The sequence below is a fragment of the Mesorhizobium sp. CA7 genome, from assembly GCF_020165015.1.
Lineage (GTDB): Bacteria > Pseudomonadota > Alphaproteobacteria > Rhizobiales > Rhizobiaceae > Mesorhizobium.
In genome coordinates this window covers 799828-825397 of sequence record NZ_JAIUHH010000001.1, presented here as the reverse complement: position 1 = coordinate 825397, position 25570 = coordinate 799828, and the positions used below count along the sequence as shown (strand labels likewise).

Annotated in this window: 22 protein-coding genes and 2 pseudogenes; 17 read left to right on the top strand and 7 right to left on the bottom strand. The window is 63.5% G+C overall.

Annotated elements, in window-relative coordinates:
* Positions 1 to 5: 5 nt before the first annotated feature.
* Together LB552_RS03970 and LB552_RS03965 are read right to left on the bottom strand one after the other, a co-directional pair.
* A complete protein-coding gene (locus LB552_RS03970; protein WP_224602018.1) occupies positions 6 to 1814 on the bottom strand; it encodes an NAD(P)/FAD-dependent oxidoreductase in 1809 nt (602 codons plus the stop codon).
* An 83-nt stretch (positions 1815 to 1897) separates the two neighbouring features.
* Positions 1898 to 2053 carry a hypothetical protein gene (locus LB552_RS03965; protein WP_224545423.1) on the bottom strand — a complete coding sequence of 52 codons (156 nt, stop codon included), beginning with the start codon at positions 2051 to 2053 and terminating at the stop codon, positions 1898 to 1900.
* Positions 2054 to 2398: 345 nt separating this feature from the next.
* Here LB552_RS03965 and LB552_RS03960 point away from each other — a divergent pair, with 345 nt between their 5' ends.
* The 10 genes and pseudogenes from LB552_RS03960 (at position 2399) to LB552_RS03915 (ending at position 14334) form a co-directional block, all read left to right on the top strand.
* Positions 2399 to 4180: an acetolactate synthase 3 large subunit gene (locus LB552_RS03960; protein ID WP_224602016.1), complete on the top strand. Its 1782-nt coding sequence runs from the start codon at positions 2399 to 2401 to the stop codon at positions 4178 to 4180.
* Between the two features lie 83 nt (positions 4181 to 4263).
* Positions 4264 to 4839, top strand: coding sequence for an acetolactate synthase small subunit (gene ilvN / locus LB552_RS03955; RefSeq protein ID WP_027169049.1), 576 nt, complete (start codon positions 4264 to 4266; stop codon positions 4837 to 4839).
* Between the two features lie 111 nt (positions 4840 to 4950).
* A pseudogene (locus LB552_RS03950) lies at positions 4951 to 5546 on the top strand (LysE family translocator).
* Positions 5547 to 5903: 357 nt separating this feature from the next.
* On the top strand, positions 5904 to 7208 hold the full coding sequence (locus LB552_RS03945) for an efflux RND transporter periplasmic adaptor subunit (RefSeq protein WP_224602014.1): 1305 nt from the start codon (positions 5904 to 5906) through the stop codon (positions 7206 to 7208).
* On the top strand, positions 7205 to 10357 hold the full coding sequence (locus LB552_RS03940; protein ID WP_224602012.1) for an efflux RND transporter permease subunit: 3153 nt from the start codon (positions 7205 to 7207) through the stop codon (positions 10355 to 10357). The genes LB552_RS03945 and LB552_RS03940 overlap by 4 nt, the downstream gene beginning before the upstream one ends.
* Positions 10358 to 10421: 64 nt before the next feature.
* Positions 10422 to 11039: a nitrile hydratase subunit alpha gene (gene nthA, locus LB552_RS03935; RefSeq protein WP_224602010.1), complete on the top strand. Its 618-nt coding sequence runs from the start codon at positions 10422 to 10424 to the stop codon at positions 11037 to 11039.
* Positions 11036 to 11695: a nitrile hydratase subunit beta gene (nthB, locus tag LB552_RS03930; RefSeq protein ID WP_224602009.1), complete on the top strand. Its 660-nt coding sequence runs from the start codon at positions 11036 to 11038 to the stop codon at positions 11693 to 11695. Before nthA ends, nthB begins: the two co-directional genes overlap by 4 nt.
* The gene (locus tag LB552_RS03925; protein ID WP_224602007.1) at positions 11682 to 12026 is read left to right on the top strand and encodes a nitrile hydratase accessory protein; all 345 of its coding nucleotides are present in this window, start codon (positions 11682 to 11684) and stop codon (positions 12024 to 12026) included. The genes nthB and LB552_RS03925 overlap by 14 nt, the downstream gene beginning before the upstream one ends.
* 135 nt (positions 12027 to 12161) lie before the next feature.
* A pseudogene (gene fusA / locus LB552_RS03920) lies at positions 12162 to 13041 on the top strand (elongation factor G); the annotation flags it as partial.
* Positions 13042 to 13206: 165 nt separating this feature from the next.
* Entirely contained in the window at positions 13207 to 14334 is a 1128-nt protein-coding gene (locus LB552_RS03915; protein ID WP_224602005.1) for an ATP-dependent RecD-like DNA helicase, read from the top strand.
* Positions 14335 to 14565: 231 nt separating this feature from the next.
* On the opposite strand, the gene LB552_RS03910 is transcribed toward LB552_RS03915, so the two are convergent.
* Positions 14566 to 14964, bottom strand: coding sequence for an STAS/SEC14 domain-containing protein (locus tag LB552_RS03910; protein WP_140626916.1), 399 nt, complete (start codon positions 14962 to 14964; stop codon positions 14566 to 14568).
* A gap of 109 nt (positions 14965 to 15073) precedes the next feature.
* Between LB552_RS03910 and LB552_RS03905 the strand changes: the two genes are divergently transcribed.
* The 3 genes from LB552_RS03905 to LB552_RS03895 all read left to right on the top strand — a co-directional run bounded on the left by LB552_RS03905 (position 15074) and on the right by LB552_RS03895 (position 19878).
* Entirely contained in the window at positions 15074 to 15814 is a 741-nt protein-coding gene (locus LB552_RS03905; protein ID WP_224602003.1) for a pyridoxine 5'-phosphate synthase, read from the top strand.
* Between the two features lie 86 nt (positions 15815 to 15900).
* Positions 15901 to 17814, top strand: coding sequence for a potassium transporter Kup (locus LB552_RS03900; protein WP_224602001.1), 1914 nt, complete (start codon positions 15901 to 15903; stop codon positions 17812 to 17814).
* 147 nt (positions 17815 to 17961) lie between these two features.
* The gene (locus LB552_RS03895; protein WP_224601999.1) at positions 17962 to 19878 is read left to right on the top strand and encodes a potassium transporter Kup; all 1917 of its coding nucleotides are present in this window, start codon (positions 17962 to 17964) and stop codon (positions 19876 to 19878) included.
* Between the two features lie 145 nt (positions 19879 to 20023).
* Here LB552_RS03895 and LB552_RS03890 read toward each other — a convergent pair whose 3' ends face one another.
* Positions 20024 to 20917 (bottom strand): SDR family oxidoreductase, encoded by an 894-nt coding sequence (locus tag LB552_RS03890; RefSeq protein ID WP_224601997.1) that lies wholly within the window; start codon positions 20915 to 20917, stop codon positions 20024 to 20026.
* Between the two features lie 168 nt (positions 20918 to 21085).
* Here LB552_RS03890 and LB552_RS03885 point away from each other — a divergent pair, with 168 nt between their 5' ends.
* The gene (locus LB552_RS03885) at positions 21086 to 21496 is read left to right on the top strand and encodes a winged helix-turn-helix transcriptional regulator (RefSeq protein WP_140543143.1); all 411 of its coding nucleotides are present in this window, start codon (positions 21086 to 21088) and stop codon (positions 21494 to 21496) included.
* An 83-nt stretch (positions 21497 to 21579) separates the two neighbouring features.
* The gene (locus LB552_RS03880; RefSeq protein ID WP_224601995.1) at positions 21580 to 22809 is read left to right on the top strand and encodes an FAD-dependent oxidoreductase; all 1230 of its coding nucleotides are present in this window, start codon (positions 21580 to 21582) and stop codon (positions 22807 to 22809) included.
* Here the strand turns inward: LB552_RS03880 and LB552_RS03875 are convergent.
* Together LB552_RS03875 and LB552_RS03870 are read right to left on the bottom strand one after the other, a co-directional pair.
* Complete coding sequence (locus tag LB552_RS03875) at positions 22763 to 23482, bottom strand: glutathione S-transferase family protein (RefSeq protein ID WP_224601993.1); 720 nt, start codon at positions 23480 to 23482, stop codon at positions 22763 to 22765. The two genes, LB552_RS03880 and LB552_RS03875, sit on opposite strands and share 47 nt — an antisense overlap.
* Position 23483: 1 nt before the next feature.
* Positions 23484 to 23789, bottom strand: a complete 306-nt coding sequence (locus LB552_RS03870) for a Rieske (2Fe-2S) protein (RefSeq protein WP_224601992.1) — start codon at positions 23787 to 23789, stop codon at positions 23484 to 23486.
* A gap of 96 nt (positions 23790 to 23885) precedes the next feature.
* On the opposite strand from LB552_RS03870, the gene LB552_RS03865 reads away from it, so the two are divergent.
* Entirely contained in the window at positions 23886 to 24341 is a 456-nt protein-coding gene (locus LB552_RS03865; protein WP_224601990.1) for a MarR family winged helix-turn-helix transcriptional regulator, read from the top strand.
* Between the two features lie 21 nt (positions 24342 to 24362).
* On the opposite strand, the gene LB552_RS03860 is transcribed toward LB552_RS03865, so the two are convergent.
* Complete coding sequence (locus tag LB552_RS03860) at positions 24363 to 24797, bottom strand: DUF1772 domain-containing protein (protein ID WP_411965452.1); 435 nt, start codon at positions 24795 to 24797, stop codon at positions 24363 to 24365.
* A 118-nt stretch (positions 24798 to 24915) separates the two neighbouring features.
* Between LB552_RS03860 and LB552_RS03855 the strand changes: the two genes are divergently transcribed.
* Entirely contained in the window at positions 24916 to 25569 is a 654-nt protein-coding gene (locus tag LB552_RS03855) for a TetR/AcrR family transcriptional regulator (RefSeq protein ID WP_224601988.1), read from the top strand.
* Position 25570 lies beyond the last annotated feature (1 nt).

Genomic DNA, 25570 nt, shown 5'->3' with positions numbered 1-25570 from the left:
GTGCGTCAGCTCTTGTGATGGACCTCCTGCAGCCCGTAGACAGGCGTCGGCAGGCCAACTTGGCGCGCCTTCAGCTGCAGCGACAGATATTGCGAATAGTGGCGCGACTGGTGCAGGTTGCCGCCGTGGAACCACAACGCTTCCTGCTGCGTCGGCTTCCACATGTTGCGCTGCTCGCCCTCCCAGGGACCCGGATCCTTGGTGGTGGCGGAGCCGAGGCCCCAGACCTTGCCGACCTTGTCCGCCACCTCTTGCGAGATGAGGTCGGCGGCCCAGCCGTTCATCGAGCCGTAGCCGGTGGCATAGATGACGAGGTCGGCCGGCAATTCGGTGCCGTCGACGAATTTGACACCGGCTTCGGTGAGTTCCTGCACCGCGGCGCCCGGTCCGCTCTTCAATTTGATCGAGCCGTCGATGACGAGGTCGCAGGCGCCGACGTCAATGTAGTAGCCGGAGCCGCGGCGCAGATATTTCATGAACAGGCCCGAGCCGTCGTCGCCCCAGTCGAGCATGAAGCCGGCCCTTTCCAGGTCGTCGTAGAATTTCGCGTCGCGTTCCTTCATCTGCCGGTAAAGTGGGATCTGGAACTCATGCAGGATGCGGTAGGGCAACGAAGCGAAGATCATGTCGGCCTTGCCCGTCGTCATGCCGTTCTCCACCGCCTGCTCGGAGTAGAGCGCGCCAAGCCCGATATCCATCAGCGTGTCCGACTTGACGATGTGGGTCGACGAGCGCTGCACCATGGTCACGTCGGCGCCGCCTTCCCACAGCGCCGCGCAGATGTCGTGGGCCGAGTTGTTGGAGCCGATGACCACCACCTTCTTGCCGCGGTATTTGTCCGGTCCGGGATGGGTCGAGGAGTGCTGTTGCTCGCCCTTGAAGATGTCCTGGCCTTTGTATTTCGGCCAGTTCGCCTTGCCCGACATGCCGGTCGCCAGCACCAGTTGCTTCGGCTTGAGCACGATCTCCTTGCCGCCGCGCTCGACGACGATCGTCCATTCCTTGGCCTTCTCGTCGTATTTGGCGGATTTGGCGGTGGTGGAAGACCAATAGTTCAGCTCCATCACCTTGGTGTACATTTCCAGCCAGTCGCCGATCTTGTCCTTGGGCGCGAAGACCGGCCAGTTCTTCGGGAAGTCGATATAGGGCAGGTGATCGTACCAGACCGGGTCGTGCAGGCAGAGCGACTTGTAGCGCTTGCGCCAGGAGTCGCCCGGACGCTCGTTCTTCTCGACGATGATGGTGGGCACGCCGAGCTGTTTCAGCCGGGCGCCGAGCGCGATACCGCCCTGGCCGCCGCCGATGATCACGACATAGGGTTGCTGGGTGTGGCCGAGCTCGGTGATCTCGTCGTCGCGCTCCTCACGCCACGTCTTGCGGCCCTTGCCGTGGCCGTGCTTGGCGCCGAGAGGACGCGTGAAGCCGGCCTTCTCCTCATGGCCTTTCAGCTCCGCCATGGTGGTGAGCAGGGTCCAGATCAGGTCGCCCTTGAACCGCACGAGGCCAAAGCCGCGCGCCACGCTCGTCTCGAAGGTGATCCAGGCAGTGGTGACGCCGCTGTCCTCGCTCGCTTCCTCGCCCTTGGCCACCGCCCATCCGGTCGGCTTGGTGCTGGCCAGCGTCGCCTGCAGCATGTCGCGGATCTGGTCCTGGCCCTCCATCGTCTTCAGGTTCCAGGTGAAGGTGACGAGGTCGCGCCAGTAGCAATCGGCCTGGAAGCAGTTGACGGCGCTGTCGATGTCGCCGGCTTCCAGCGCCTTGCCGAACTTGTCGAGCAGCGCTTGCGCCTTGGTGGTGGGTGTTCTCTCGAGCATTTGTTCTCCTCCACTTTGCTAGAGTCCGGCATGAGCAGTAAGCAGCCTGCCAACCGCGATGCTCATGAGCGATTGCAATGAAATCAATCTGTTAGGACGATATGGGCTTCGATCGGCCGTGCCGGGTCGAGTCGATGGGTATCGATGCAGCGCAGCCAGGATTGAACTATGACATCGTCGCGAGACGATCGCACGCCGGACAGGACCTGCTCGATCTCGCGTATGTGCTCGCCAGCCATGCGTCCTCCTCGCACGTCTTTTGCCAGCGTATAGTGGTGCGTCGGAGAGCGACGCTCAACTGTACTATGGTAGCTGTGGGGTGGTTGCGCGCAGGCGCCGTCTCTCACAGGCGAGTGAATTCGCGTTGGACCCCATTGACGAGCTCGCGTTTTGGCCCTTATTGTCCGCGCCCATGAAAACGGCACTCATTCTCGTAGGCTGGCGCGTGGGCAAGGCGGTGTAACCGCCGGGCGAAAACCTCCCATGCGCATCACACAGGCTCCCTCGGGGGCCTTTTTTATTGCCTTGAACACGACTAAACGACCAGCAAATCGCCAGGCGGCGAACATTACGGGACCAGACCGATGAGCAACGGACAGAACGAACGGCGCGAAATGACGGGCGCTGAAATGGTGGTGCAGGCGCTGAAGGACAACGGCGTCAAGCATGTGTTCGGCTATCCGGGCGGCGCCGTGCTTCCGATCTACGACGAGATTTTCCAGCAGGACGAGGTCGAGCACATTCTGGTGCGGCACGAGCAGGGCGCCGGCCACGCGGCCGAAGGCTATGCGCGCTCGACCGGCAAGGCCGGCGTGCTTTTGGTGACGTCCGGTCCCGGGGCCACCAATGCGGTGACGCCGCTGCAGGACGCGCTGATGGATTCGATCCCACTGGTCTGCCTCACCGGCCAGGTGCCGACCTCGCTGATCGGCTCCGACGCCTTCCAGGAATGCGACACGGTTGGCATCACGCGACCCTGCACCAAGCACAACTGGCTGGTGAAGGACGTCAACGAGCTCGCCGCCACCATCCATGAGGCGTTCCATGTCGCGACGACCGGCCGACCCGGCCCGGTCGTGGTCGATATTCCGAAGGACGTGCAGTTCGCCAAGGGCACCTACGTGCCGCCGCAAACGGCGCCGCGCACCAGCTACCAGCCGAAGGTCCAGGGTGACCTGGAAAAGGTGAAGGCCGCGGTCGAGCTGATGGCCGGCGCGAAGAGGCCGATCATCTATTCGGGCGGCGGCGTCATCAATTCCGGTCCGGAAGCCAGCCATCTGCTGCGCGAGCTGGTCGATCTCACCGGTTTTCCGATCACCTCGACGCTGATGGGCCTCGGCGCCTATCCGGCATCCGGCAAGAACTGGGTCGGCATGCTCGGCATGCACGGCACCTACGAAGCCAATATGGCCATGCATGATTGCGACGTGATGGTCTGCATCGGCGCGCGCTTCGACGACCGCATCACCGGCCGGCTGAGTGCGTTCTCGCCGAACTCGAAGAAGATCCACATCGACATCGATCCATCCTCGATCAACAAGAACGTCCATGCCGATGTCGGGATCCTCGGCGATGTCGGCCGGGTGCTCGAAGATATGGTGCGGCTGTGGCGGGCGACCGCCAAGGTCGACAAGAAGGCGCTTTATCCGTGGTGGGAGCAGATCGCGAAATGGCGGGCGCGGGATTCGCTCGCCTACAAGATGAACAACGACGTCATCATGCCGCAATACGCGATCCAGCGGCTCTACGAACTGACCAAGGATAAGGACACCTACATCACCACCGAGGTCGGCCAGCACCAGATGTGGGCGGCGCAGCACTATCATTTCGACAAGCCGAACCGCTGGATGACGTCGGGCGGCCTCGGCACGATGGGCTATGGCCTGCCGGCCGCGCTCGGCGTGCAGATCGCGCATCCCGACGCGCTGGTCATCGACATTGCCGGCGACGCTTCGGTGCAGATGACCATGCAGGAGATGAGCTCGGCGGTGCAGTATGAAGCGCCGATCAAGATCTTCATCCTCAACAACCAGTATATGGGCATGGTGCGCCAATGGCAGCAGCTGCTGCACGGCAACCGGCTGTCGCATTCCTACACCGAGGCGATGCCGGATTTCGTCAAGCTGGCGGAAGCCTATGGCGGCCACGGCATACGCTGCGACAAGCCGGACGAGCTCGACGACGCGATCAAGGAGATGATCTCGGTCAAGAAGCCGGTGCTGTTCGACTGCCGCGTGGCGACCTTGGCCAACTGCTTCCCGATGATCCCGTCGGGCAAGGCGCACAACGAGATGCTTCTGCCCGACGAAGCGACCGACGAGGCGGTGGCCAACGCCATCGACGCCAAGGGCAGGGAACTGGTGTAGGCAGCCATCAAGGCGGGGCTGTCGCGAGAAAGCCGTGCGCAAACAGAGAATTAGCTCAAAAGTTTGAAATCGAGATTCACGTCATGAACGCACAGCACCTTCAACCGACCGGCTCCGCCTATTTTATCGCCAAGGAAACCGAAAAGCCGGAAACGCACACGCTTTCAGTGCTGGTCGACAACGAGCCGGGCGTGCTTGCCCGCGTCATCGGCCTGTTCTCAGGCCGTGGCTACAACATCGAAAGCCTTACCGTTTCCGAGACCGAGCATGAGAAACATCTGTCGCGCATCACCATCGTGACGCGCGGCACGCCGCATGTGATGGAGCAGATCAAGCACCAGCTCGAGCGCATCGTGCCGGTGCACCGGGTGGTTGACCTGACCGTGCGCTCGCATGAGCTTGGGCAGGAGCGGCCGCTGGAGCGGGAGCTGGCGCTGGTCAAGGTCGCCGGCACAGGCGACGCCCGGGTCGAGGCGCTGAGGCTCGCGGATGCTTTCCGCGCCTCGGTCATCGACGCCAACACCGAGCATTTCATCTTCGAGATCACCGGCAAGGGGTCCAAGCTCGACCAGTTCATCGCCATCATGAAGCCGCTCGGCCTGGTCGAGATCTGCCGCACCGGCGTCGCCGCGATGAACCGCGGCCCGCAGGGAATGTGAACAGGGCGACCGTACCGTCCTGTTTCAAAACTTTGGCCCGGCGGTTGCCCGCTTCTGGCTTTTGCGCATTTGCTAAAAGGACAGTAAGGCTGACATATCTGGGAGGATAACATGTCGCTCGACACATTCCTTGCCCTGTTGGTCTATGCCTTCGTGACTTCGATCACGCCGGGGCCGAACAACCTCATGCTGCTCGCTTCCGGCGTCAATTTCGGCATCGCCAGGACGGTTCCGCATATGCTGGGCATCAGCATCGGCTTTCTGGTCCTGCTGCTGGCCGTCGGCTTCGGGCTCGGCGCGGTGTTGACCGCGGTGCCGGCGCTGCATACGGCGCTGAAGATCGCCGGCGCCGCCACCTGCTCTACCTCGCCTGGAAGATCGCCATGTCGCGCTCGATAAGCGACGGAAAAGGGGCGCAGGGGCGGCCGATGCGCTTCATCGACGCCGCCGCATTCCAGTGGGTCAATCCCAAGGCATGGGTGATGGCGATCACCGCGATGGCCGTCTACACCAATGCCGATCACCCGTTCGTCTCGGTGGCGCTCATCTCGATCGCCTTCACCATCGTCAACCTGCCCAGCGTTTCGGTATGGGCCGGCTTCGGCACGGCGCTGCGCGGCTTCCTGTCGGATCCGGTGCGGCTGAAATGGTTCAACATCGCCATGGGCGTGCTCTTGGCGGCGACGCTGTGGCCGATGCTCCGTTAGATGTGCCGATATTCAGGTGAGGCCGGCCTGCAAACGCTGGCTTTCTGCGCTTCCGATGCTCACGTACGAAAAGTACGCTCCGCTCCGGTTCTCGAAAACCATCGTTTTCGATTCGGCCTGACCTGAATCTCAACACATCTGACAGTTTTCGGACTGGTCGCAGAGGCGTTCGTTGGGTTCGTTTGCCGGCTGCTTAGCTATTGTGCAGTGCACATTAAATCTTCGTAATGCCCCGTTTTGGCCCTTTTCCGCCAAAGCCATGTCCTATCTACTCCACGAAAATCGCGGCACGAGGTCGTGAAGCGAGCTACAATGGACCACCGGGATCGGCGTGTCGGGTAGAAGGCTTATTTGTCGATGCGCGGAAAAATCGCCTTTGCAGTTGTCGCGGCCGCCTGCGTGGCCGGCGCCGGGCTCTATCTTTCGCCCACGACGTCGGCCAAGGTCCAGCAGCTGATTTCGGGCAAGCAGGAAAGCGCGGCCGCCACGGACAAGGCATCGAGCGGCGATAAAGCGGCCGGTGCCCCGGACAATGCGAAAGGCGACAATGCGAAAGGCGGCGGTCCGCGTTCAGCCTCGATCGTCTCCGCCACCGCGACGACAGCCGATTTTCCGATCCGCCGCTATGCCATCGGCTTCGTCTCGTCACCGGAGGTGGTCAATATCAATGCCCGTGTCTCCAGCCAGATCGTCTCCATCGCGGTCAAGGACGGGCAGATGGTCAAGGCCGGCGATCTGCTTATTTCGCTTGATGATCGCGCGCTGAAGGCGCAGCTCGCCAAGGACCAGGCGCAGCTCGCCAAGGACCAGGCGATGCTGGTAAGCGCCCAGGCCGATCTGCAGCGCGCGAAGGACCTCGTCGCCAAGCAGGCCGGCACGCAGCAGACCTACGATCAGGCGCTGGCGGCGCAGAAGGCCGCGGCCGCCACCATCGACGCCGACAAGGCGACCATTGATGCCGACACCGTGCAATTGAGCTATGCAACGATTACGGCGCCGATCTCGGGCCGGCTCGGCGCTGTCAACGTCTCGGTCGGCGATCTCGTCACTACCAGCAACGGCAACTCGAGCAGCTCGACGCCGCTGGTCACCATCACGCAGATGGATCCGCTGCAGGTGAACTTCACGCTGCCCGAGAGCAACCTTGCCCTGTTGCACAAGGCGCTCGCCGACCCGCAGCAAGGCGACGTGACGCTGACCAAAAACGGCGATCCCACGCCGATCGGCAAGGGCACGCTCGATTTCGTCGATTCCAGCGTCGACACGGCCTCCGGCACCATCGCCACGCGGGCAAGCATACCGAATCCGGATCTTTCGCTGTGGCCTGGGCAGTATGTGAACGTGGTGCTCGACGCCGGCATGATGCCGCAGATGACCTCCGTTCCGACGGTCGCGGTGCAGCCGAGCCAGAAGGGGCCGTTCGTCTATGTCGTCAAGCCGGACAACACCGTCGAGATGCGGCCGGTGCAGGTGGCGCTGACGGAAGGCCAAAACAGCGCCATCAGCGACGGGCTCAAGAGCGGCGAGAAGGTCGTCGTCGAAGGCCAGACACGGTTGAAAAACGGCGCGGCGGTGCATGAAGGCAAAGCGGCGGCCGGATCCGGGGATCAGGCATCGCCCAAGGTCGCGGAAGCCGACAAGGCCGGCGGGGCGAGCCAATGATCTTCGAATTCTGCATCCGCAAGCCTGTCGCTACGCTTCTGATGTCGTTCGCCCTTATTCTGGGCGGTATTTTTGCCTACAAGTTCCTGCCGGTGGCGGCGCTGCCCAGCGCCGAATTTCCGGTGGTCAACGTTTCGGCCAGCCTGCCCGGCGCCTCGCCGGAGACGATGGCGACATCGGTGGCGACGCCGCTGATCAAGCAATTCGCGACGATCGCCGGCATCGATTCGATCTCGACCACCAATTCGCTCGGCCAGACCTCGATCGCCATCCAGTTCGTGCTCAACCGCGACATCGATGCCGCGGCGGCGGACGTCCAGGCGGCGATCGCGCGCACGCAAAGATCGCTGCCGCCGGAAATGACCTCGCCGCCAAGCTATCGCAAGGTCAATCCGGCCGACGCGCCGATCCTTCTGATGTCGCTGGTCAGCGACACGGTCCCGCTGACCGACCTCGACGCCTTCGCGGAAAACGTCATGTCACCGTCGCTGTCGACCATCGACGGCGTGGCCCAGGTCTCGATCTTCGGCCAGCAGAAATACGCCGTGCGCATCCAGATCGATCCGACCGCGCTGGCCGCGCGCGGCATCTCGATCGATCAGCTGCAGGCCGCAATCACCTCGGCCAACAGCAACACTCCGCTCGGCGTGCTGCAGAACAACAAGCAGCAGCTGACGATTACCGCCAACACGCAGCTTACCGACGCCGCAGGCTTCTCCAACCTCATCATCGCAACCAAGAACGGCCGTCCGGTGCGGCTGGGCGACGTGACGCGCGTCGTCGATTCCGTGCAGACCACGACGACGGCGAGCTGGTATGACGGCACGCGCGCGATCATCATGGCCGTGCAGCGCCAGCCCGACGCCAACACCGTCGACGTCGTCGACAAGGTCAAGGCGATGCTGCCGTCCTTCCAGGACCAGATGCCGGGCGCCGCCCAGATCAAGCTGCTCAATGACCGCTCGACATCGATCCGCCAGGCCGTCGACGACGTCCAGTTCACGCTGCTCTTGACCATTGCGCTTGTGGTGCTGGTGATCTTCGTATTCCTGCGCCGGGTGACGGCGACGATCATCCCGGCGGTGGCGGTGCCGATCTCGCTGATCGCCACGCTTGGCGCGATGTTCCTGTTCGGCTTCTCGATCGACAATATCTCGCTGATGGGACTGACTTTGGCCGTCGGCCTTGTCGTCGACGACGCCATCGTCATGTTGGAAAACATCTTCCGCCATATGGAAGAGGACGGGCTGTCCGCCTTCGACGCTTCTTTGAAGGGAGCGCGCGAAATCGGCTTCACCATCATCTCGATCTCGATCTCGCTGGTGGCGGTGTTCATTCCGGTGCTTCTGATGGGCGGCGTCATCGGCCGCATCTTCAACGAATTCGCCGTCGTGGTGACCGTCGCCATCCTGGCCTCGATGTTCGTGTCGCTAACGCTGACGCCGATGCTCTGCTCGCGTCTGTTGTCGGTGACCAAGGCCGATCGCGAAAAGCACGCCCCCGGTCATAAGCCGGACCTCATCACGCGCGGCTACGACCGGATCCTGGGCTTCTGCCTGCGAAACACTTTCCTGGTGTTCCTCGTCTTCATCGCGACCGCCGCGGCGTCGGTGTGGGTGATCCAGGTCTCCCCGAAGGGCTTCTTTCCGCAGGAGGATATCGGCCAGATATCGGTGACCACGATCGCGCGCCAGGACATCTCGTTCGACGCCATGGCGAAGCTGCAAGGGCAGGTGGCCAGCGTGTTTTCGAAGTCCCCCTATGTCGACCATGTGGCCTGGTCGGCGGGCAGCGGCAACAACGCGCTCAACCAGGGCCAGCTCTTCGTCCAGCTCAAGGGCAAGGATCAGCGGCCCAACATCGAGAAGGTACTTTCGGATCTCAGACGCCAGTTGGCCGGCGTGGCGGGCATCGAGACCTATATGCAGCCCGTGCAGAACCTGCGGCTCGGCTCGCGGTCGTCGGCCAGCGCCTATCAGCTCGTGGTGCAGGGGCTCGACACCGGCCAGACCGACATCTGGGCGCAGAAGCTGAACGACGCGATGGCCGCGGACCATACGAAATTCACCGACGTCACCAGCGATCTGCAAAACAACGCATTGCAGGCCTCGCTGGTAATCGACCGCGACAAGGCCGCCCAACTCGGCATCGACACCGACACGCTGCGTTCCGCCCTCTATGGCGGCTTCGGCACCGACCAGGTTTCGACGATCTTCGGTTCGGCCGACAGCTATGAGGTCATCACCGAGCTTGATCCCAAGATCGAATGGTCGCCCGAGCGGATGCTCGCCATCCAGATGCGGACGGCGAGCGGCAGCCTGGTGCCTCTCGGCGCCTTCGCCCATGTCGACCGCACGGCCGGCGCGCTGACGATCAATCAGCTCGGTCAGCTTCCGGCGGTGACGATCTCCTACAACCTGCCGCAAGGCGTATCGCTCGGCGACACGGTGACCCGCATCGACCAGCTCAAAGACCAGATCGGCATGCCGAAGGAGATCTCGACGAGCTTTGCCGGCACGGCCAAGACCTTCCAGGATTCGCTTGCCAATCAGGGGCTGCTGATCGGCGGCGCGATCCTGACGATCTATATCGTGCTTGGCATGCTCTATGAGAGCTTCATCCACCCGCTCACCATCCTCACCGGCCTGCCGTCGGCGGTGCTGGGCGCCGTGGTGGCGCTGCGCGTCGCCGGCATGGATCTGTCGGTGATCGCGGTGATCGGCATCCTGATGCTGATCGGCATCGTCAAGAAGAACGGCATCATGATGGTCGACGTCGCGCTGGAGCTCAGGCGGCAGGGCATGTCGGCGAGGGACTCCATCCACAAAGCCTGCCTGATGCGCTTCCGGCCGATCATGATGACGACGCTTGCGGCGTTGATGGGCACGTTCCCGATCGCGCTCGGCACCGGCGCCAGCGCCGAATTGCGCCAGCCGCTCGGCGTTGCCGTGGTCGGCGGCCTGCTCGCCTCGCAGGCGCTGACGCTGTTCGTCACGCCGGTGATCTACGTCTATTTCGAGAATTTCTCGGGCTGGCTGCTCAGCTTCTCGTCGAAGAAGAGCCGGCCGGCGCTGCATGTGGTGGAAAGCGGCGAGCAAGCCTCGCTGTTCGACGGCGAACCCGAGCCGCAGAAGACGGCAGCCGAGTAGATCGCTCCGACTGGCCCAAGCCGTGGCGCTTGCGGCCAGCCGCAGCCGATCCTAGTCTGTGACCATGTCCCATGATCATGACCACGACAACGAGCTCGATCCGTTCGCGGCGCGCGTGCGCGCGCTGGAGACGATCCTGACCCAAAAGGGCCTGATCGACCCTGCGGCCATCGACGTCATCGTCGACACCTATGAGACGAAGATCGGCCCGCGCAACGGCGCGCGGGTGGTGGCGAAGGCCTGGAACGATCCAGCCTATGCCGAATGGCTCAAGCGCGACGCGACCGCGGCAATCGCGTCGCTGGGCTACACCGGCCGGCAGGGCGAGCACATGCAGGCCGTGTTCAACACCGAGGAGACGCACAACCTCGTCGTTTGCACGCTCTGCTCCTGCTATCCGTGGTCGGTGCTCGGCCTGCCGCCGGTCTGGTACAAGGCGCCGCCTTACCGCTCTCGGGCGGTCATCGATCCGCGAGGCGTGCTGGAGGAGTTCGGATTGATACTGCCGGCGGAGAAGAAAATCCGCGTCTGGGATTCGACGGCAGAGCTTCGCTACCTGGTGGTGCCGATGCGTCCCAAGGGGACCGAGGGCTGGAGCGAAGAGCAGCTCGCCGGACTGGTCAGCCGCGATGCGATGATCGGCACCGCGCTTGCCAAAGAGCCGGAAGGGGAACCGGCATGAACGGGCCGCAGGATCTCGGCGGTCAAATGGGTTTCGGGCCGGTCGCGCCCGAGAAGGACGAGCCCTATTTCCACGCGGTGTGGGAGCGGCGGGCGCTGGGCGTGACGCTCACCGCCGGCGGCATGGGGGCCTGGAATATCGACGAGAGCCGGCATGCGCGGGAATCGCTGCATCCCGCCGACTATTACTCATCGAGCTACTACCAGATCTGGATCAAGGCGCTGGAAACGCTCCTGAAACGCCACGGGTTCATCACCGAGCGCGACCTTGCCGCCGGCAAGGCCGTGGATGCGGCCACGGTGCCGAAAAGAGTGCTGAAGGCGGCGGATGTACCCGCAGTGCTCGCCAAGGGCGGGCCGTGCAGCCGGCCGGTCGCCGCGCCGGCGCGTTTCCGCGCGGGCGATCGCGTGCGGACGAAGAATTTCAACCCGACCGGCCATACGCGCCTGCCGCGTTATGCGCGCGGCAAGAACGGCAGGATCGAGGCGGTGCGCGACGGCTTCGTCTTCCCCGACAGCAATGCGCACTGCAAGGGCGAGAACCCGCAATGGGTCTACACCGTGGTGTTCGACGGGGCCGAGATCTGGGGCGAGGGCGCCGATCCGACGCTCAGCGTCTCGATCGACGCCTGGGAGAGCTATCTTGAACCGGCATGAAGGTGCGTTGCCGGCCGGTTTCGACGAGCCGGTCTTTGCCGAGCCGTGGCAGGCCGAAGCCTTCGCACTGACCATTGCGCTGCACGGCAATGGCCTGTTCTCGTGGAGCGAATGGGCGGAGGCCTTATCCGCCGCGGTGAAACAGCCTGCCGCGGCGAGCGACGGGCACGATTACTACGAGCACTGGCTGACGGCGCTGGAGAAGCTTTTGTCCAGGAAGGGTGTCGCCCGCAAGAGCGAGGTTGATGAACTCGCTGCCGCCTGGGAACGCGCCGCGCATGCGACGCCGCACGGCAAGCCGATCCTGCTGGAGAACGATCCGGGCCCCTGACGGCGGACTATGTGCTGCCGGACTAAAAGGTCAGTTTATATTTCCGTTATCCCAGTTCGGGTTCCGTATGCGCACTCGGTTGCAAATATTAAAGCTGCCTGCGACCATGCAATCATGATGAAAATATCCGGCGCGCCATGGCCTTTGCTGCAAATCGCGATCGAGGCGAAGTTGAGAGCCGATGAGGAGAAGTTACGTGTCGCCCTGTCGACGCTGGCCGAGGAGGATCCGTCCTTCCGCGTCAAGACCGACGCGGAAAGTGGCCAGAGCATCATTTTCGGCACAGGCGAGCTTCACCTCGACATCATCGTCGACCGCATCCGCCGCGAGTTTCAAGGTCGAGGTCAATGTCGGCGCGCCGCAGGTGGCTTATCGCGAGGCGATCACCCGCAAGCAGGAGCAGGACTACACGCACAAGAAGCAGACTGGCGGTACGGGTCAGTTTGCTCGCGTCAAGATATTGTTCGAACCGAGCCCGGAAGGCATTGAGTTCGAGTTCGAATCGAAGATCGTCGGTGGCGCGGTTCCGAAGGAATACATCCCGGGTGTCGAGAAGGGCATCGGCAGCGTCATGACGTCCGGCCCCTTTGCGGGCTTCCCGATGATCGGCGTAAAGGCGACACTGATGGACGGCGCCTATCATCATACCGACTCTTCGGCGCTCGCATTCGAGATCGCCGGCCGCGCCTGTTTCCGTGAAGCCGCACCCAAGCTTGGCGTACAATTGCTCGAACCGATCATGAAGGTCGAGGTGGTGACGCCGGAAATCTATGTCGTCAGCATTATCGGCGACCTGCACGGCCGCCGCGGTCTGGTCAAGAGTCGGATAAGCCGCGGCGAGGCCATCGTCGTCAACGCGATGGTGCCGCTGGCCAACATGTTCAAGTACGTCGACAATCTCCGCTCGATGGGCCTGGACCGCGCGGCCTACACGATGCAGTTCGACCACTACGCGCCCGTTCCGAGACCTGACCGCGACCCGCCGCCGCCGCCGGCAGTGGCTGCCTACGGCTGACTTGTTCTTCGTCGGAGCCAACCGAGGTACTGCGATTTTGTTCTCTTTACGTTCCAGTTCGTGACTGATAGCCTGAGTTGTTGGAGGCGGTAACGAACGTCGCCGACAACGGTCGATATGGCGGCCAATCTTGTCTTTCGCCTGCGAATCCGGTCTGTCGCACTGATGGAATTTTCTCCCCAGCAGGATGAGGCTTTGAAAGCGGTCGGGCGCTGGCTCAAGGAGGGCCGGCCGCAGGTCTTTCGGCTGTTCGGCTATGCCGGCACCGGCAAGACGACGCTGGCGCGCTATTTCGCCGAGCATGTCGACGGCCAGGTGCAGTACGCCGCCTTCACCGGCAAGGCGGCGCAGGTGCTGCGCTCGAAGGGGGCGACCAACGCCCGCACCATCCATTCGCTGATCTATAGGCCGAAGGGCGAGGAATCGGTTGAGGACGAGGTGACCGGCAAGACCTCGATGTCGCCGACCTTCTCGCTCAACCGGCAAAGCCCGATTTCGCGCGCCAAGCTTGTCGTCATCGACGAATGCTCGATGGTCGACGAGCAGCTCGGTCGCGACCTGCAGAGTTTCGGCACGCCGATCCTGGTGCTCGGCGACCCGGCGCAGCTGCCGCCGATCTCGGGCGGCGGCTTCTTCACCGAGCATGAGCCGGACGTTCTGTTGACCGAGATCCATCGCCAGGCGCGCGACAATCCGATCATCCGGCTGGCGCTCGACGTGCGCGAGGGCCGCGAATTCATGCATGGCGACTACGGCACGGCGCAGGTGATCGGCAGGGAAGCAGTCAACCAGGAGCTGGTTCTCAAGGCCGATCAGGTGCTGGTCGGCACCAACCGCACGCGCCGGCGCTACAATCAAAGGCTGCGCGAGCTGAAGGGGTTCAACGCCGACTTCCCGCAAGCCGGCGACAAGCTGGTCTGCCTGCGCAACGACCCGGCCAAGGGGCTGCTCAACGGTTCGCTGTGGAAGGTGATGACCTCGTCGCGCGAGACGGTGAAGCCCGGCATCAACCTTTTGGTCTCGCCGGAAGAGGACGACCCCGACCGCGGCGTCGCCAAGATCAAGCTGCTCAAGGCGGCATTCGAGGATCCGGATGCCGAAATCCCCTGGCAGCAGAAGAAGCGCTTCGACGATTTCGATTACGGCTATGCGCTGACCGTGCACAAGGCGCAGGGCTCGCAGTGGAACGACGTGGTGCTGTTCGACGAGAGCTGGGCGTTCAAGGAGACCAGGCAGCGCTGGCTCTACACCGCCATCACCCGCGCCGCCGAGCGGCTGACGGTCGTGCGCTAGAGTTGTTGGGATTTCAGGTGAGGCCGGCCTGCAAATGGCGGCTTCCTGCGCTTCCGGTGCTCACGCGCGTCAAGCACGCTCCGCTCCGGCCTTCGCCGGCCGAAGCTCTCATAAGCGTCTCCGCTCTATGAAGGCTACGGCCGGCGTAGGCCGGTTCCCGGAAACCATCCAGTTTGGTCGCTTCGCGCCCGTCTTCGACTCCGGCTCGGCCTGACCTGAATCTCAACAACCCTAGTCCGTTGGTCTTGCGCCAAGCCATTGCCAGGCGGCTTCCTCGTCGTCGACGCCAAAGCGCCTGAATTCGAAAGGCAGCGTCTTGGGGAAAAGACCGGCGACGAGGGGGGCCCAACTCGGCTCGCCGATGGCCGCGCAGCGCACGACATGTTGCATCGCGTCGGCCACGCCCTGCTTGAGCGTGTCTTGCTTGATATTGGCCCAGTCGACGCTTTCCTCGTCGGTCAACCTGACCAGCACGTCGATCCTGGGATGCAGCGCGTAGGCGGCCTCCAGCAGGCCGAACAGGTTTTCCGCATCGGCCGGCGAGACATCGCCGACGACGTCGATGGCGAAAAGCGCATCGCGATTGGTCTCGATGCGGCGGATCGCCGGCACGGCTTCGAGGAAATTCACTGGCAAATCCTTATCTTAGCCTCCATCTATCCCCTGGAACACGCGAAACCCTCTATCTGTTCCCGTCAAAGGCGCTATAGATGCGCGCCGATCCACTGGACCCCAGCTCATGCCCGCCAAGCTTTCGGTCAATCTCAACGCCGTCGCCATGCTACGCAACCGTCGCGACCTGCCATGGCCGAGCGTGACCGGACTTGGCCGCATAGCGCTTGCCGCCGGCGCGCACGGGCTGACGGTCCATCCGCGCCCTGACGAGCGGCACACCAGGTATTCCGACCTGCCGGAGATCAGGGCGCTGATCGATGATGAGTTTCCGGGCGCGGAGTTCAACATCGAGGGCTATCCGACCGAGGATTTCCTGGCGCTTGTCGAAAAGAACCAGCCCGAGCAAGTGACGCTGGTGCCGGACGACCCGGCGCAGGCGACTTCTGACCATGGCTGGAACTTCGTCGCCCAGGCGGCGTTCCTCACTCCGATCGTCAAGCGGTTGAAGAAGGGCGGGTTTCGCGTGTCTTTGTTTTCCGACGCGGATCCGGACGCGGTCAGTGCGGCTCGCGACACCGGCGCCGACCGCATCGAGCTCTATACCGGGCCATATGGAGGTTGCCACTCTTATTCCGCAAAGGCGGCGAAAGAACTGGAAAGGTTGGGAAAAACCGCTGATGCGGCGTTCGCGGCCGGGCTCGGTGTCAATGCCGGCCACGATCTCACCGTGAAGAACCTGCCGCCGCTGGCCAAACGCATTCCGGCATTAGCCGAAGTATCGATCGGACATGGGTTGACAGCGGATGCGCTGGAGTATGGCATGGCCGGCACTGTCGGGCGGTTCTTGAAGGCCTGCGGATGGTAGGGCGCCTTGCGTAACTCCGGCAGTTTCGGTGCGTCCCGCGCGTTGCGGCGACCTCGAAGCGTGGCGAATCTGATGAAATGGGGTTCATGGTGCTAGCCAACGCCAGCGAGACGGAATCCCTCGAACGCTCGGGCCATGCCGAAACCGAGCGGCAGCACAGCACCAAGGTTCTCATGCTTGGCGCGCTGGGCGTCGTCTACGGCGATATCGGCACGAGCCCGATCTACGCCTTCCGCGAGGCGCTGCATGCCTCGTCGAGCTCGGTCGCCCGCCATGACGTGCTCGGCGTGCTGTCGCTGATCGTCTGGGCGCTCACCATCATCGTCACGATAAAATATGTCGCCTTCGTGCTCAGGGCCGACAACAAGGGCGAAGGCGGCACGCTGTCGCTGATGTCGCTGGCGCGCAGCGCCTACCCCCCGGGCTCGCGTTTCATCCTGGTTATCGGCCTTTGCGGCGCGGCATTGTTCTTCGGCGATTCGATCATCACGCCGGCGATCTCGGTGCTTTCGGCGGTTGAGGGCCTGAAAGTCGTCACCCCGGCGCTCGAGGCCTATGTGGTCCCGATCACGCTGGTCATCCTGGCCGTGCTTTTCGCCGTGCAACGCTTCGGCACGGGCAAGGTGGCGGCGGTGTTCGGACCGGTGACGGCGACATGGTTCGTGGCGATCGGAGCGGCTGGGGTCTATCATATCGTCGACGACCCGTCCGTCTTCCTGGCGATCAATCCATATTACGCGATCTATTATCTCGCCACCACGCCGACGGGCGCCTTCGTCACCGTGGGTGCCGTGTTCCTGGCCGTCACCGGCGCTGAGGCGCTCTATGTCGACCTTGGCCATTTCGGCCGCAAGCCGATCGTGATGGCCTGGTTCGCAATCGTCTTCCCTTGCCTGCTCCTCAATTATTTCGGGCAGGGCGCCTTCGTGCTCTCGCATGGCGGCAAGCCCACCAACCCGTTCTTCCAGATGCTGCCTGAATGGGCGCTGATGCCGATGGTGGGCTTGGCGACCGCAGCCACCGTCATCGCCAGCCAGGCCGTCATTTCCGGCGCCTTCTCGCTGACACGGCAGGCCGTGCAGCTCAACCTTCTGCCCCGTATCGAAGTGCAGCACACATCCGAGATGCAGAGCGGCCAGATCTATATGCCGAGGGTCAATCTCCTGGTGGCACTCGGCGTCATGCTTCTGGTCGTCGGTTTCGGCAGCTCGAGCGCGCTCGCCTCGGCCTACGGCATTTCGGTGACCGGCGAGATGCTGATGACGACGATCCTTTTGTTCGTCGTCATGCGCTGGCTCTGGAGATGGCAGGTTGCGGCCGCGCTGGCGCTGGCATTGCTGTTCGGCGTCATCGATCTCGGCTTCTTCTCGGCCAATGTCGTCAAGATCGTCGAAGGGGGCTGGGTGTCGATCACCGTCGCCTGCCTCATGGGCCTGATCATGTGGACCTGGATCCGCGGAACCCGCTACCTTTTCGATAAGACTCGCCGCAACGAGATCCCGCTCGATTTCCTCGCGGCGAACCTGTTGAAGAAGAAGCCGCAGCTCGTCTCGGGCACCGCCGTGTTCCTGACTAGCGATCCGCTGAGCGCCCCCACGGCGCTGATGCACAGCCTGAAGCACTACAAGGTGCTGCACGAAAAGAATGTCATCCTGTCGGTGGTGACGGCGCCGCAGCCGGTCGTGCCCGACAGCGAGCGCGTCAAGCTGGAGACGGTCAACGAGCTGTTCATGCGGGTGACTTTGACCTTCGGCTACATGGAGCAGCCCAACATTCCACGCGCCTTGGCTATCTGCCGCAAGCAGGGCTGGAAGTTCGACATCATGACGACGTCCTTCTTCCTGTCGCGACGCTCGCTTAAGGCCTCGCCCAATTCCGGCATGCCGGTCTGGCAGGACCGGCTGTTCATCGGCCTTGCGCGGACGGCAGCGGATGCGACGGAGTATTTCCAGATTCCCACCGGACGCGTGGTCGAGATCGGCACGCAGGTCGCTATCTGACGAGGCCGTTTCTATCGGATGACGATGCAGGCGCGCTCCGTGCACAGTGAAGCCGTGCGTCGGCGGCATGGGAGCCCTCACGCTAGGGCACTTGATATTGCACTGCAGCAAGCGTAGAGCACCGCGCGTTTTATCGGAGTGTGGTCCATGGCCCTTGCCAATGGTGCTGAGGCAGAACCCGTCGACCAATCGAGCCATCCAGAGATCGAACAGCACAGCGCCAAGGTGTTGATGCTGGGGGCGCTCGGCGTCGTCTATGGCGATATCGGCACGAGCCCGATCTACGCCTTCCGCGAGGCGCTGCACGCCTCGTCGGGCGGCGACGTGGCTAACCGCGCCGACATTCTCGGCGTGCTGTCGCTGATTATCTGGTCGCTCACCATCACGGTCACGGTGAAGTACATCATGTTCGTGCTGCGCGCCGACAACCGCGGCGAGGGCGGCGTGCTGTCGCTGATGGCGCTGGCGCGCGGCACTTTTCCGACACGCTCGGCGATCGTGCTCGGCATCGGCATCGTCGGCGCGTCGCTGTTCTTCGGCGATGCCGTTATCACGCCCGCCATCTCGGTGCTGTCAGCGGTCGAGGGCATGAACGTCGTCACCCCCGCCTTCCAGCCCTATGTGGTGCCGCTGACATTGCTCATTCTCGCAGCCGTGTTTGCCGTGCAGCGTTTCGGCACGGGCGGCGTGGGCCTGGTGTTCGGGCCGGTCACCGCCATATGGTTCCTTGCCATCGGCGTTTCCGGGCTGAAGCACATCATCTCGGACCCGGAAATCCTGTGGGCCATAAGCCCGCACTACATCGTGGCCTTCTTCATCAATTCGCCCGACGTGTCCTTCGTCACGGTTGGCGCCGTCTTCCTGGCCGTCACTGGCGCCGAGGCGCTCTATGCCGACCTCGGCCATTTCGGCCGCAAGCCGATCGTGCTGGCCTGGCTTGCGATCGTGTTTCCCTGCCTGCTTTTGAACTACGCCGGGCAGGGCGCCTATGTGCTTGCCAAGGGGGGCACGGTCGGCCACCCGTTTTTCGAGATGAATGAGGGCTGGGCACTCATCCCCATGGTGGTCCTTGCGACCGCAGCGACCGTGATTGCCAGCCAGGCCGTCATCTCCGGCGCCTATTCGCTGACCAGACAGGCGGTGCAGCTCAACATGCTGCCGCGGCTTGAAATCCTGCATACGTCGGAGAAGCAGTCCGGCCAGGTTTATATGCCGCGCGTCAACATGCTCCTGGCGCTGGTGGTGATGCTGTTGGTGGTTGGCTTCGGCGAATCCAGTAGGCTCGCCTCGGCCTATGGCATTTCCGTCACAGGCAACATGCTGGTGACGACGACGCTGCTGTTCATCGTCATGACACGCATCTGGAAGTGGAATATCTGGCCGGCGATCGGCCTGACGGCGGTGTTCGCCCTGATCGACATAGGCTTCTTCGCCTCCAACATCGTCAAGGTGTTCGAGGGGGGCTGGGCCTCTCTCGCGGTCGCCTTCGCCATCATCCTGGGCATGTGGACCTGGGTGCGCGGCAGTCGCTACCTCTTCGACAAGACGCGGCGCAACGAGATCCCGCTCGATTTCCTGGCGGGAAACCTGTTGAAGAAGAAGCCGCAGCTGGTCTCGGGCACCGCCGTGTTCCTGACTAGCGATCCGCTGAGCGCCCCCACGGCGCTGATGCACAGCCTGAAGCACTACAAGGTGCTGCACGAAAAGAACGTCATCCTGTCGGTGGTGACGGCGCCGCAGCCGGTCGTGCCCGACAGCGAGCGCGTCAAGCTGGAGACGGTCAACGAGCTGTTCATGCGGGTGACTTTGACCTTCGGCTACATGGAGCAGCCCAACATTCCACGCGCCTTGGCTATCTGCCGCAAGCAGGGCTGGAAGTTCGACATCATGACGACGTCCTTCTTCCTGTCGCGACGCTCGCTTAAGGCCTCGCCCAATTCCGGCATGCCGGTCTGGCAGGACCGGCTGTTCATCGGCCTTGCGCGGACGGCAGCGGATGCGACGGAGTATTTCCAGATTCCCACCGGACGCGTGGTCGAGATCGGCACGCAGGTCGCTATCTGACGAGGCTGGGCCATGCCTGCCGCGGCTGGACACCGCATCTCGGAAAGGCGCGCTTGTCGCGACCGGTGAAAGCCCGATCCGGCTCGGATGCCCAAGAAGTCGAAGTGAAGCGCGCCGGGGGAACACCTCCCAGGCGCGCCAGACTTCAGCCGAGCAATGCGGCCTTGTTCGCTTCGAGGAACTGCTTCAGCGTCCGCGGCTTGCGGCCTGAGAGCTTCTCGACCGCATCGGTCACCTCGCCTATGCGGCCGGCGCGGGTGTTGGCATCGAAGGAGACGATGATACGGGCGAAATCCTCGGGAACGCCCGCCGCTTTCACCCCTTCGGTCAGCGCCTCGTCCGGCAGTTGGATGACCTCCAGCGGCTTGCCGGTCACCTCGCTTACGAGCGCCGCAATTTCATTCGTGGTATAGGCCTGCGGGCCGGTCAGCGTGTAGATGTGGCTTTCCTTGGAGCCGGATGCGAGGCCGGCGGCGATGGCGGCCGCCATATCGTCGCGCGCGCCGTGAGCGACGCGGCCGTCGGCGGCCGAGCTGTACCACTTGCCCGACGAAATGGCATGCGGCAGCGACATGAACAGGTTCTCCTGGTACCAGCCGTTGCGGAAGATGGTGTAGGGGATGCCGCTCGCCTTGATCGCCTCTTCGGTGCCGTAATGGTCGCCGGCAAACAGCACCGGCGAGCCGGGCTCCGGATTGGGCATTGAGGTATAGAGCAGGTGCGAGACCTTGGCCGCCTTGGCCGCCGCCACCGCTGCCTGGTGCTGCTTCAGGCGCCGGTCGCTTTTCAGATCGAGCTCGCCGGTCGAGATGACAAGCACCCGGTCGGCGCCCGTGAACGCTGCTTCCAGCGAAGCCTCATCGTCGAAGTCGGCGGCTCTCACAGCGACGCCCCGCGCGGCCAGATCGGCGAGATTTTCCGGGTTACGCGTGGTGGCGATGATATTGGCTGGCGCGACTTTCCGTTCGCCAAGCAGATGATTGATGACGGCGCGGCCAAGATGGCCGGAAGCACCGGTTACGAGAAGGGTTTCGGTCATCGGGTTATCCCTTGAAAATGCCAATGGGGGGTCTGATTCGTGGTCTCAAAAAGAGACCAGCGCTAAAATAGGAATTGACCGCAGGCCGTAAAGAAGGCAGTTTTTCGGGAGGTAGGCACTGCCAGGGAACCACCCCGGCCGGCCACGTGTCGACCAAAGGATGTCGCGATGGACAGCAAGATCTTCAATCTGAAAGCCAAGCTCGAGGTCTACAAGGCCATGACGAACGGCGCCAATTTCGCCGATTGTCCGGTCCGCGACGTGATCCAGGGCATCAGCGGCAAATGGAGCTCGCTGCTGGTGATGGCGCTGGCCGAGAAGCCCTATCGCTTCGGCGAGCTGCGCCGGTTGGTTCCCGATATCTCGCAGCGCATGCTGACGCAGACGCTCCATGATCTGCAGCGGGACGGCTACGTGCACCGCGAGGTGTTCCCGACCAAGCCGCCGAGCGTCGAATACAGCCTGACCGATCTTGGACGTTCGATGTTCCTGCCTCTGCAACAGCTCGTTCAATGGGCCGAACTCAATCATGACGCGGTGCGCGATGCGCGCGCCGCCTTCGACGCCGCCCAAGGCTGATCTCTCGATACAAGCGTCAAAGCGCCCGATTGATCCGGCGCGTTCCAAGCGGGATTGTCCCCGCAGGGTCGGGTCGGGGGACGATGGGCAAGTCTTACGAGATCGCGATTGCCGGCGCTGGTCCGGCCGGGCTGGCGGCAGCGCTTTACCTCAAGCGGGCCGGACACAAGGTCACCATTTTCGAGCGTTTCGACGCGCCGAGGCCTGTCGGCTCAGGCCTGATCCTGCAGCCGACCGGGCTGACCGTGCTCGCCGATCTCAGTCTGCTCGACGAGATCCTTTCACTTGGCAGCCGCATCGAGCGGCTGCACGGCACTGACGCCGGCAGCGGGCGCACGGTGCTCGAAGTCCGCTATGACGCGCGGCGCGGCCGCCGCTTCGGCCTCGCCGTGCATCGGGCGGCGCTGTTCGGCGTGCTCTACCGTGCCGCCCTGCGCAAAGCGATCGCCATCGAAACCGATGTCGAGGTCGAAACGCTGGAAGTCGGCGAACGGGCGACGCTGGTCTGCGGCAACGGCAGGCGGCTCGGGCCGTTCGACCTCATTGTCGATGCCAGCGGCGCGCGCTCGAAACTGCGGTCATATCTCGGCGATAACGCCATGCCACGGCCGCTCGCCTATGGCGCATTCTGGGCGTCGCTTGGCTGGCGGGACGGCTTTGACAGAAGCGCGCTGCTGCAGCGCTATGACAAGGCGAGCGTCATGGTCGGCGTGCTGCCGATCGGCCGGCCGGAGCCCGGCGCGCAAGAGATGGCGGCCTTCTTCTGGAGCCTCAAGCCGGCCGATGCCGAACAGATAAAGGCGAAGGGCCTCGATGCCTGGAAGGCGAGGGTAGTCTCTGTGTGGCCAGAGTGCGAGGCTTTCACCAGCCAGATCGACAGTTTCGAGCAGCTCTCGCTCGCCCGCTATGGCCACCATACGATGACATTGCCGGCCGGCCGGCGGCTTGCCGTCATCGGCGATGCCGCGCATTCGACCAGCCCGCAGCTCGGGCAAGGCGCGAACATGGCGCTGCTCGACGCCGCGGCGCTCAGCCATGCGCTGGAGCATGCGAACGGCATAGATGAAGCGCTGGCGACCTATGTAAGTGCGCGCCGTTGGCATGTGCGCGTCTTCCAGGCGCTATCGCTGTCGCTGACGCCGTTCTACCAGTCGGACTCCGCGGCCTTGCCCTTTGTCCGCGACCGTGTGGTCGCGGCGCTGGCGAGAGTTCCGCCAGGGCCGCAACTCCTTGCGGCCATGGTCGCTGGTACGGTAATCGACCCGTTCAGGCGGATCGGGCTTGCGGAGTTGCAATGGCCTGCAGCCGGATGATCTCGGACAGGTAAGACCCCTTTGCCCGAAGGAAGGCATGCAGCCGCCGCGGATAGTCCGGGCTGACGGCTTCCTTCACCGATTTCCGTTCGCTCAACGCCTCGCGCAAGGCTTGGACGAGCGGCTTGCCGTCCAGAATGCCGAAGTCGCCGATGCGGTCGAACGTGTCGAAATAGCGGAAGACCGGTCCGTAGACGGCGTCGACCAGCGAGAAACGATCTCCGGCGAACCACGGACCGCTTTGCCTTGCCGCGAGTTCTGCTTCCACACGCGCGAACATCCCGGACAAGCCTCTGCTTTCACGGAGGAAAGCGGCTTCATCGGCAGCGGAATAGAAGCGGCCGATGGCATTGAGGATGGCCGAGCCGAATTCGATCCAGGCGCGATGCCTGGCCCGCAGCAGCGGATCGGCAGGGTGCAAGGGATTGGCCTCCGTCTCCTCGAGGAATTCGAGGATGACGGCGGATTCGAAAATGACTTCCTGCGCGTCGCCATGCCGGACGCGCAGCAGCGGCACCTTGCCGAGCGGCGAGACCGCCTTGAACCAGTCGGGCTTGTTGGCAAGGTCGACATCGACCCGTTCGAACGGCACGCCTTTCTCGGCAAGCGAGATCGCGGCGCGCTGGACGTAGGGGCAGAGGTGATGGCTGACGAGGGTGAGCCTGGCGGTCATCTCATTCCCCCCAGACATAGTTCAGCGCGCCGTCTTCGACGCGGGTCGACAGGAACATCAGGCGGGAGCCCTTCGGCGCCGGGCCTTCCAGGCGCTCGCCGCTTGCCATGTCGAATTTCGCGCCATGCCATTGGCAGACAAGTGAGCCGTCCTTGCATTCCAGCGGCCCGCCGAAATGCAGGCAGACATTGGCCGCGGCGCGGATGCGCTCGCCGCTGCGCCAGACATGGACCTCGCGGCCGAAGAACGGCGCGAGCAGGCTGCCGGTTTGCGGGATATCGGCGATCTTGCAGATTTCATGTTTCATCGGAGAACTCCATATCGATGCGTTTGCATCTATATAAATGCATTTGCATCGATCGTCAAGCTTGATGCATTTGCATCTATCCGCTAGGCTGCGCCGATGACGACGAAATCCCCATCGCCCGAAGCCGTCACCGCCTGGGCGCGCCTCATGCGCGTCTCGCGCCAACTGGTCGAAAAGACCGAGGACGCGCTGAAGGCCAGCGAACTGCCGCCGCTAGGCTGGTATGATGTGCTGCACGAGCTGGCGGAAGCAGGCGAGGGAGGGCTGCGGCCGTTCGAGTTGATCGATCGCGTTCTGTTGGCACAGTACGGCGTTTCAAGGCTGCTGGCCCGGCTGGAGGCGGATGGCCTGGTCGAAAAGCTGCCGGTCTTCGATGACGGCCGGGGCCAGACCGTGCGCATCACGCCAAGCGGTCGGGAGATGCGCCGCCGCATCTGGGCTGTCTATGGCGCTTCGATCGCGGAACTGATGGGCGACAGGCTTTCGGCCAAAGAGCTGGAGATGCTTGCCGGGTTGCTCGGGCGGCTGCGCGATCCGCCGGTCACGGACTGAAATCCATGAGCCGACGAGCTTTCAGGGCAGGCGCAAGGCCCATAGAAATGCGATCGTCGCCAGCCCGCCCAGCGCGACACGGACCAGATGCATCTCGCCCCACCTGACGATCAATGACCTCGCCTGAGAGTTGGCGGCCTCGGCATCCATCGCCTCCAGCATCCGGTTCGTCGGCATCATCGCCAGCAGCGTCCATGGCCAAGGCAGAATGATGAACAGCGCACCGGCCAGATAGGCCAACGCTCCGGTCAGCCACCAGGCGATCAAGCCGAGAATGCAGGCGACCATGGCAATCGAGGCCTGCATGGCGGCGCCGCGCTTATAGGAGGGCTGCCATTCGCGCAGCAACGCCTGGTCATCGAGGCCAAGCCGCGCAGGCTGCTCCGCGACGCTGACATAGACAGCGGCCCCGGTGAAGGCGGCGGCTACAGCCAGCGCGAGCAGACCGACCAGCATTTTATCCCTCCGGCAAGGAGATGGAAAATAGGGCTTGCATGACGTCCGGCAATACGGCATAGAACCGAACCGTAACGTACGGTACGCACCGGTCTTGTTGACGTAGCCGAGGGCAAACGTGTTGCACAGCGTGCAGGATATCGACAACAGCGAGACGCTCACCGAGCGTCAGCAGGCCGTTCTGGATGCAGCGCTTCGCCTGCTGGTCGAGGAGGGCGACAACCTGACCATGACTGCGGTGGCGCGGCGGGCAAGCTGCTCCAAGGAGACGCTCTACAAGTGGTTTGGCGACCGCGACGGGCTGCTGACGGCGACAGTGCAGTGGCAGGCGTCCAAAGTGCGCGTGGCGCCGGTCGATCGCGAAGGGCTCGACCTTGCTTCGCTGACCGCGAGCCTCGAACGCTTCGCATCCGACTGGCTCAAGGTAATTTCCAGCGACACCTCGATCGCGCTCAACCGTGTCGCGGTCAGCCATGCCGGCTCGGGCAAGGACGATCTCGGCGCCGTCGTGCTGCAGAACGGCCGCTTTGCCTTGGCGAAGCGCCTGAAGCCTGTGCTCGAAGCCGGACGCCAGGCAGGACTGCTCGATTTCGAGGACGCCGAGACGGCGTTCCGGACCTTTTTCGGCCTGGTCGCCCGGGACGTGCAGATACGCCTGCTGCTCGGCGATCGGGTGGAATTGACTGGGGCGACGATCGGCGGCGATGCCCGCCGCGCGACGCAACAGTTTCTCGCTCTTTTCGGAGCAAAAACCGGGCCGCAGGCCCTCTGAT

Bases quoted from the DNA above. Each gene is read 5' to 3' on its own strand.
- LB552_RS03900 (WP_224602001.1), top strand. From the start codon at position 15,901: ATGGTGCTAGCCAACGCCAGCGAGACGGAATCCCTCGAACGCTCGGGC.
- LB552_RS03965 (WP_224545423.1), bottom strand. From the start codon at position 2,053: ATGGCTGGCGAGCACATACGCGAGATCGAGCAGGTCCTGTCCGGCGTG.
- LB552_RS03870 (WP_224601992.1), bottom strand. From the start codon at position 23,789: ATGAAACATGAAATCTGCAAGATCGCCGATATCCCGCAAACCGGCAGC.
- LB552_RS03890 (WP_224601997.1), bottom strand. From the start codon at position 20,917: ATGACCGAAACCCTTCTCGTAACCGGTGCTTCCGGCCATCTTGGCCGC.
- nthA (WP_224602010.1), top strand. From the start codon at position 10,422: ATGTCCCATGATCATGACCACGACAACGAGCTCGATCCGTTCGCGGCG.
- LB552_RS03915 (WP_224602005.1), top strand. From the start codon at position 13,207: ATGGAATTTTCTCCCCAGCAGGATGAGGCTTTGAAAGCGGTCGGGCGC.
- LB552_RS03940 (WP_224602012.1), top strand. From the start codon at position 7,205: ATGATCTTCGAATTCTGCATCCGCAAGCCTGTCGCTACGCTTCTGATG.
- LB552_RS03960 (WP_224602016.1), top strand. From the start codon at position 2,399: ATGAGCAACGGACAGAACGAACGGCGCGAAATGACGGGCGCTGAAATG.
- LB552_RS03860 (WP_411965452.1), bottom strand. From the start codon at position 24,797: ATGCTGGTCGGTCTGCTCGCGCTGGCTGTAGCCGCCGCCTTCACCGGG.
- LB552_RS03945 (WP_224602014.1), top strand. From the start codon at position 5,904: ATGCGCGGAAAAATCGCCTTTGCAGTTGTCGCGGCCGCCTGCGTGGCC.
- LB552_RS03880 (WP_224601995.1), top strand. From the start codon at position 21,580: ATGGGCAAGTCTTACGAGATCGCGATTGCCGGCGCTGGTCCGGCCGGG.
- LB552_RS03905 (WP_224602003.1), top strand. From the start codon at position 15,074: ATGCCCGCCAAGCTTTCGGTCAATCTCAACGCCGTCGCCATGCTACGC.
- LB552_RS03970 (WP_224602018.1), bottom strand. From the start codon at position 1,814: ATGCTCGAGAGAACACCCACCACCAAGGCGCAAGCGCTGCTCGACAAG.
- nthB (WP_224602009.1), top strand. From the start codon at position 11,036: ATGAACGGGCCGCAGGATCTCGGCGGTCAAATGGGTTTCGGGCCGGTC.
- ilvN (WP_027169049.1), top strand. From the start codon at position 4,264: ATGAACGCACAGCACCTTCAACCGACCGGCTCCGCCTATTTTATCGCC.
- LB552_RS03865 (WP_224601990.1), top strand. From the start codon at position 23,886: ATGACGACGAAATCCCCATCGCCCGAAGCCGTCACCGCCTGGGCGCGC.
- LB552_RS03895 (WP_224601999.1), top strand. From the start codon at position 17,962: ATGGCCCTTGCCAATGGTGCTGAGGCAGAACCCGTCGACCAATCGAGC.
- LB552_RS03875 (WP_224601993.1), bottom strand. From the start codon at position 23,482: ATGACCGCCAGGCTCACCCTCGTCAGCCATCACCTCTGCCCCTACGTC.
- LB552_RS03885 (WP_140543143.1), top strand. From the start codon at position 21,086: ATGGACAGCAAGATCTTCAATCTGAAAGCCAAGCTCGAGGTCTACAAG.